This is a genomic window from Shewanella sp. SW1, assembly GCF_025653545.1.
Classification (GTDB): domain Bacteria; phylum Pseudomonadota; class Gammaproteobacteria; order Enterobacterales; family Shewanellaceae; genus Shewanella; species Shewanella oncorhynchi.
In genome coordinates this window covers 1-7,189 of sequence record NZ_JAKKSG010000042.1, presented here as the reverse complement: position 1 = coordinate 7,189, position 7,189 = coordinate 1, and the positions used below count along the sequence as shown (strand labels likewise).

The 7,189-nt window shown below is 45.1% G+C and carries 7 protein-coding genes and 1 rRNA gene; 4 read left to right on the top strand and 4 right to left on the bottom strand.

What is annotated here, in order from left to right:
- Window positions 1–158: transposase (locus L5M71_RS22810; protein WP_259573881.1), on the bottom strand; the 158-nt coding region annotated here is incomplete at its 3' end.
- A gap of 151 nt (window positions 159–309) precedes the next feature.
- On the opposite strand from L5M71_RS22810, the gene L5M71_RS22805 reads away from it, so the two are divergent.
- On the top strand, window positions 310–1,080 hold the full coding sequence (locus tag L5M71_RS22805; RefSeq protein WP_263209961.1) for a DeoR/GlpR family DNA-binding transcription regulator: 771 nt from the start codon (window positions 310–312) through the stop codon (window positions 1,078–1,080).
- 44 nt (window positions 1,081–1,124) lie between these two features.
- Window positions 1,125–2,954: a glutamine--fructose-6-phosphate transaminase (isomerizing) gene (glmS, locus tag L5M71_RS22800; protein ID WP_014611872.1), complete on the top strand. Its 1,830-nt coding sequence runs from the start codon at window positions 1,125–1,127 to the stop codon at window positions 2,952–2,954.
- 108 nt (window positions 2,955–3,062) lie between these two features.
- On the opposite strand, the gene L5M71_RS22795 is transcribed toward glmS, so the two are convergent.
- The 3 genes from L5M71_RS22795 to L5M71_RS22785 all read right to left on the bottom strand — a co-directional run bounded on the left by L5M71_RS22795 (window position 3,063) and on the right by L5M71_RS22785 (window position 4,830).
- Complete coding sequence (locus tag L5M71_RS22795; RefSeq protein ID WP_105250772.1) at window positions 3,063–3,266, bottom strand: DUF2061 domain-containing protein; 204 nt, start codon at window positions 3,264–3,266, stop codon at window positions 3,063–3,065.
- A gap of 183 nt (window positions 3,267–3,449) precedes the next feature.
- Entirely contained in the window at window positions 3,450–4,355 is a 906-nt protein-coding gene (locus L5M71_RS22790) for a 1,4-dihydroxy-2-naphthoyl-CoA synthase (RefSeq protein ID WP_113941423.1), read from the bottom strand.
- Between the two features lie 124 nt (window positions 4,356–4,479).
- Window positions 4,480–4,830, bottom strand: a complete 351-nt coding sequence (locus L5M71_RS22785; RefSeq protein ID WP_113941424.1) for a hypothetical protein — start codon at window positions 4,828–4,830, stop codon at window positions 4,480–4,482.
- 91 nt (window positions 4,831–4,921) lie between these two features.
- Between L5M71_RS22785 and ccoG the strand changes: the two genes are divergently transcribed.
- Window positions 4,922–6,349 (top strand): cytochrome c oxidase accessory protein CcoG, encoded by a 1,428-nt coding sequence (gene ccoG / locus L5M71_RS22780; RefSeq protein WP_105250769.1) that lies wholly within the window; start codon window positions 4,922–4,924, stop codon window positions 6,347–6,349.
- Between the two features lie 502 nt (window positions 6,350–6,851).
- Window positions 6,852–7,189: ribosomal RNA gene (locus L5M71_RS22775) — 16S ribosomal RNA — on the top strand; the annotation flags it as partial.

The following is a 7,189-nucleotide window of genomic DNA, read 5'->3' as shown; positions in this document are numbered from 1 at the left end:
TCTTTAGGTAAATCTCGCCAAGGGATACCTGTTCTAAGGCGGTAAAGAATACCTTCGAATGTTTGTCTATGTTCAGGTTTGTCATAAACACGGCCTGTGCTTTTCATTAAATGAAATAGCTTTTCCCAGCGTGCATCGGTTAGCATAAGTCTTGGCATGGCTTGAGGTTATGGTTACTTTTGGCGAAGCAAATTATAACGTCTTGCCATGCTGTCTAAAAATTACTCTCGAAAGATCAACAGACCCTAGCAAAAAAGTTTCGTTTCACTATAATGCACCTTTCGAATCGAAACTTAACTGAAAGGTTTTATGAATAAACGAAACACACAGCAGCGTCGCCACAGCATAATCACCATATTGAACGAACAGGGTGAAGTGAGCGTTGATGAACTGTCGTTACGTTTTGAAACCTCAGAAGTGACAATTCGTAAGGATCTCGCCGCGCTTGAGAAAACGGGTTTATTATTGCGCCGTTACGGTGGCGCCGTGGCGATTCCAGACGAAGTCACTCAACAGTTCTCTGCTAAAATTGCGCCTAATAAACTTTCTATTGCGAAAACCGCCGCGCAGCTGATTAAAGATCACAATCGCATTATTATCGATAGCGGCACTACGACGTCAGGCTTGATTGAACAGCTGAACGATAAGCATGGGCTGGTGGTCATGACGAATGCGCTACACCTTGCCAATGCCATTCATGAACTCGAAAACGAGCCAACTTTATTGATGACCGGTGGGACTTGGGACCCACATTCTGAATCCTTTCAAGGCCAAGTCGCCGAGCAAGTGTTGCGTTCATATAATTTCGACCAACTGTTTATCGGTGCCGATGGTATCGATCTTGAACGCGGGACCACCACCTTTAACGAGTTAACAGGCCTAAGCAAAGTGATGGCCGAAGTTTCCCGCGAAGTGATCGTTATGGTCGATTCAGACAAAATTGGCAAGCGGATCCCTAACTTAGAGTTACCGTGGGCCAAGGTCAGTGTGTTGGTCACCGACTCACGTATCGACGAGAGTGCGCTCAAACAAATTTCATATCAGGGCGTGCGAGTCATGCTAGCGCCCTATGCTCAATAGACAAAATTGCTTAACAACTTCATTTTAATTTATAGGTAAAGACTATGTGTGGAATCGTAGGCGCCGTGGCGCAAAGGGATGTGGCTGAAATTCTGGTAGAAGGCTTACGCCGTTTAGAATATCGCGGATATGACTCTGCAGGCGTTGCGGTTATTCACAATGGTGAACTCAACCGTACGCGCCGCGTGGGTAAAGTACAAGAGTTGTCGGCTGCGCTTGAAACTGACCCATTAGCGGGCGGAACCGGTATTGCGCACACACGCTGGGCGACCCACGGTGAGCCGAGTGAGCGTAATGCTCATCCGCATTTATCAGAAGGTGATATTGCCGTGGTGCACAACGGTATTATCGAAAACCACAATAAACTGCGCGAAATGCTTAAAGGTTTAGGTTACAGCTTTAGTTCCGATACCGATACCGAAGTGATTTGTCACTTAGTGCACCATGAGCTGAAAACCCATAACACTCTGCTTGGTGCCGTACAAGCCACGGTTAAACAACTCGAAGGCGCCTATGGCACAGTCGTTATCGACCGTCGTGATAGTGAACGTATGGTTGTTGCTCGCTCTGGTAGTCCATTGGTGATTGGTTTTGGTCTAGGTGAAAACTTTGTCGCTTCAGATCAACTTGCCTTATTACCCGTTACTCGCTCATTTGCTTTCCTCGAAGAAGGTGATGTGGCTGAAGTGACCCGTCGCAGCGTGAGTATTTTCGACTTAAACGGTAATGCTGTTGAGCGTGAAGTAAAAGAATCTGAAATTACCCACGATGCCGGTGACAAAGGCGAATATCGCCACTATATGCTTAAAGAAATTTACGAGCAGCCATTGGCACTGACGCGCACAATTGAAGGTCGTATTGCTAATAAGCAAGTGCTAGACACGGCTTTTGGTGACAACGCTGCTGAGTTTTTAAAAGATATCAAACATGTGCAAATCATCGCCTGTGGTACTAGTTACCATGCGGGCATGGCGGCACGTTACTGGTTAGAAGATTGGGCTGGCGTGTCTTGTAACGTCGAAATTGCCTCTGAATTCCGTTATCGCAAGTCGCACTTATTCCCAAATAGCCTGTTGGTGACGATTTCACAATCGGGTGAAACTGCCGATACCTTAGCGGCCATGCGCTTAGCGAAAGAAATGGGTTACAAAGCCACATTGACGATTTGTAATGCGCCAGGTTCATCACTGGTTCGCGAATCTGACATGGCTTACATGATGAAAGCGGGCGCCGAGATTGGCGTGGCATCGACTAAAGCTTTCACAGTACAACTTGCTGGCTTATTAATGTTGACTGCGGTGATCGGTCGCCACAATGGTATGTCTGATCAAATGCAGGCCCAAATCACTCAAAGCCTACAATCTATGCCAGCAAAAGTGGAACAAGCTTTAGGTTTAGATGCTGCGATTGCTGAACTGGCTGAAGATTTTGCCGATAAACACCATGCATTATTCCTTGGCCGTGGCGATCAATATCCGATTGCGATGGAAGGCGCGTTAAAGCTGAAAGAGATTTCTTATATTCATGCTGAAGCTTATGCTTCTGGCGAATTAAAACACGGCCCACTAGCGCTTATCGATGCCGATATGCCAGTGATTGTCGTTGCGCCAAACAATGAATTGCTCGAAAAACTGAAATCGAATGTTGAAGAAGTGCGTGCCCGTGGCGGCTTAATGTATGTGTTTGCCGATGTGGATGCCGAGTTTGAGTCGGATGACACGATGAAAGTGATCCCTGTGCCACACTGTGACATCTTTATGGCGCCACTGATCTACACTATTCCTTTACAGCTATTGTCGTACCATGTTGCATTAATCAAAGGTACTGATGTGGATCAACCACGTAACTTGGCAAAATCTGTAACAGTAGAATAAATAGAGATATTTAAATGAAAACCGCCTTTATTGGCGGTTTTTTCATTTAGATTCACGACAAAATGACGATTAACTTACAGCAATAGCAAATGCTGGTGGCTTAGCTTTCTATGCTGGAATGGCATCTAGCTCGTGCTGCTTTTTTGCCTCAATGCGTTTCCACACTTTGTCATGGAAGTAAAACACTACAGTGTTAATCGCGGGTTCTACTAAGGCTACTGCGCCACCTACGACTACGCTGCCAGTTAATAAATAGGTTACGGTAAAAGCGACGCTAAAATGTAGTACAGCAAAAGTGAGTGTCTTAGTCATGATCTTGTCCTCTAAATAGGCTCCCAGCGGGAATATTTAGATGATAACAATTCTCATTAAAATTAAAAGCCGTGTTTTCAGATTAGTTTAAACGGTTTTATCTATTTATCCGTTGTAAAAAACATAAAGCCCTCACGATGGAGGGCTTTGAGCATTTAAACGTAAATTAATACGATTCTAAAATTAGTAGTGCCAAGGGAAGGCTGAAAAATCTTGATCGCGTTTTTCGAGGAAGGCATCGCGTCCTTCCTGTGCTTCGGCGCTCGCATAGGCTAAACGCGTCGCTTCACCGGCAAATAATTGCTGACCGACCATACCATCATCTGTCATGTTGAAGCCGTATTTAAGCATACGCATAGCCGTAGGTGATTTAGAGTTAATCTCTTTCGCCCACATTAATGCTTCGGTTTCTAGCTCTGCATGGGGAACGGATTTATTAACCATACCCATGTCGAAGGCTTCATCAGCGCTGTAGTTAAATCCGCAGAAGAAGATTTCGCGGGCACGTTTTTGACCTATCATCTTGGCGAGATAAGCACTGCCGTAACCTGAGTCGAAGCTCGCAACATCGGGATCGGTTTGTTTAAATATTGCGTGTTCTTTCGAGGCTAAGGTTAAGTCGCACACTACGTGTAAACTATGGCCGCCACCCACCGCCCAACCTGGCACAACGGCGATGACCACTTTAGGCATAAAGCGGATAAGGCGTTGCACTTCTAATATATGTAAGCGGCCCATTCTGGCTTGATCGGCTTTACCTTCTTCGGCGCCTTCATATTTATAGCCATCTTTGCCGCGAATACGTTGATCGCCACCTGAACAGAACGCCCAGCCACCATCTTTTGCCGAAGGACCGTTACCCGTAAGCAGTACGCAACCTACATCAGACCATTGGCGTGCATGGTCGAGTGCGATAAATAATTCATCAACGGTTTTAGGTCGGAAGGCGTTACGGCACTCTGGGCGATTAATGGCAATGCGTACTGTACCGTGCGCTTTGGCTCTGTGGTAAGTAATATCGTCGAAATGAAATCCACTGACTTCATCCCATAGGGTGGGATCAAAAATGTCTGATACTTGTTGGGTCATGATTCATAGGCCTTTATGCTGTAATGCCTCAAAGGCTAGGCGGAATCATATATAAGGTCAATCACCTAAGTCTAAACCTTAGCGCTATATAGCAAAATCCCGTTTGCCTATGAGTCTGTAATGATTAGAGGTGATCACATAGATAAAGCTGATTATCTTTGCTAAACACTGGATGTTGAGGTGCCATAGTACCGCAATAGTTAGCCTTAAAGTCGGCAATAGACTCGGGTGTCATTGGAATTTGATTGAAGGCTTCGAGTTCTAATGTGGATAAACGTTCTATGATGTCGGTTCTTACCTTAGCCAGTTTATGGTCGATTTTAATAATTTTCGTTCCTGTCATAGAGTCAACTTTATTCTCTATTTCTTTGATCATCGCCTCAGTCTTTGCAATAGGAACATCTAATTTATCTGTTTCTGTGTATAAGTAATATAAAGCACCCGCGAGTAGCGCCAATATGATCCAACCTTTCATCTTTTAGTCCAACATAAGTGAATAACCATTAAGAATATGGGTATAATAAGCTAGTTTTCGTCCAATATTAAAGCAGTAAAAGGCTGTAACGATGAACTCAGAATCTAACAACAAGGACTATTCGAAAACCAATCGAATTAAGATTCACCAGCCAGATGCGAGTAAAGCCGATCGCTTTAATCCTCGTAATCGGATTTATGTCCGAGCCATAGACGGTTTGTGGAGTAGCGTACGTCGCCGCATGGGCTGGATCGCCATGTTATTTTTCCTGCTTTTACCTTGGATCCCTTGGGGCGACCGTCAAGCCGTATGGTTTAACTTGGGCGAACAAAAGTTTCACGTCTTCGGTTTAACGATTTGGCCGCAGGATCTCACCTTGCTTGCAGCGTTGTTTATGATCGCTGCCTTCGCTCTGTTTTTTGTGACTACCTATCTTGGCCGTGTTTGGTGTGGATACACTTGCCCTCAAACAGTATGGACCTTTATGTTCATCTGGTTCGAGGAAAAACTTGAAGGCGCACGCAATAAACGCATTAAGTTAGATCAAATGCCATGGAGCTTTGACAAACTTTGGCGTAAAACGGCAAAACATACGGCCTGGCTATTGCTCTCACTGATGACGGCGATGACCTTTGTGTCCTATTTTGTGCCAAGTCGTGAAGTCTATGTCGATGTATTTACGCTTAATGCTTCTGGCGGTATCTACTTCTGGGTCGTGTTCTTTACACTTGCCACATACGGCAATGCGGGTTGGATGCGTGAAATAATGTGTATCCACATGTGCCCTTATGCTCGTTTCCAAGCAGCCATGTTCGATAAGAATACTTTTATCGTGGGTTACGATACTAAACGTGGTGAGACCCGTGGTCCGCGCTCACGCAAAGATGACCCTAAAGAGCTAGGGCTTGGCGACTGTATCGACTGTGACTTGTGTGTGCAGGTATGTCCTACGGGAATCGACATTCGTAATGGTCTGCAATATGAGTGTATTAACTGCGGCGCTTGTATCGATGCCTGCGATCAAACCATGGATCGTATGGGTTATGAGAAAGGGCTTATCAGTTATACCACCGAGAACAAGTTAGAAGGAATTAAGCAAAAAGTGCTGCGACCTAAACTTGTCGGTTATGGCGTGGTACTGATAGCGATGATATTAGTCTTTATATACTCCAGTGCGACCATAGCGCCTGTGCGTATGGACATTATTCGTGACCGCAATCAGCTCTATAGAGAGAACAATCAAGGTTTGATTGAAAACACCTTCACCTTGAAGATTCTTAATAAGACAGAGCAATCCCACGAATACACTATGAGTGTCGAAGGATTAGACAACTATAAATGGTACGGTCCAACTTCGGTCACTATTGCGGGTGGTGAAGTGTTAACTCTCCCTATTAGTGTCGGTATCGATCCGGTTGAGCTGTCTCGTTCAGTTACTAATATCGAGATAAAAGTGAAAACTCATATCGACGGTGAAGAAGTCGAAGTTGAGCAAGAATCTCGCTTCTTTAGTCCATAGATAACAGTATTTATGATGATCTAGCTGAGCGTGACTCATATAGATTGCCAGACTTAATCGAGATAAAGGGGCTTTTTAGCCCCTTTTTTATACGTATCGTTTGATAAGTAAACGTCTAAACCATTAATCGTTATTTTCCTACAAAAAGCCCTTGCACAAAATCTCCTGCTCCCTATAATGCGCATCCACTGACACGGCAGACGGCGTTAAGCAGCCTGACGAGTTAGGTTGAATTGAGTCGCTTTTAAGCACTTAATTCAAGCGCAGCAAGAAGTTGAAAAATACTCCTTGACGCGAAACGGGAAATGCGTAAAATGCACGACGTTAATCGAAACTGCTTAGCCTTCGGGTTGGCAGTCAAAAATTTAAATCAATATTTTCTGTATCACGAAAGTGATGAGTGTTCATAGTAATATGTACAGTTTGTTTCTGCTTTTAAGTGGGAACAAAAAAATCAGAATTCATTGAGCCGCTGAAGTCGCAAGACGGAAGCAAAAAACTTTAATTGAAGAGTTTGATCATGGCTCAGATTGAACGCTGGCGGCAGGCCTAACACATGCAAGTCGAGCGGCAGCACAAGGGAGTTTACTYCTGAGGTGGCGAGCGGCGGACGGGTGAGTAATGCCTAGGGATCTGCCCAGTCGAGGGGGATAACAGTTGGAAACGACTGCTAATACCGCATACGCCCTACGGGGGAAAGGAGGGGACCTTCGGGCCTTCCGCGATTGGATGAACCTAGGTGGGATTAGCTAGTTGGTGAGGTAATGGCTCACCAAGGCGACGATCCCTAGCTGTTCTGAGAGGATGATCAGCCACACTGGGACTGAGACACGGCCCAGA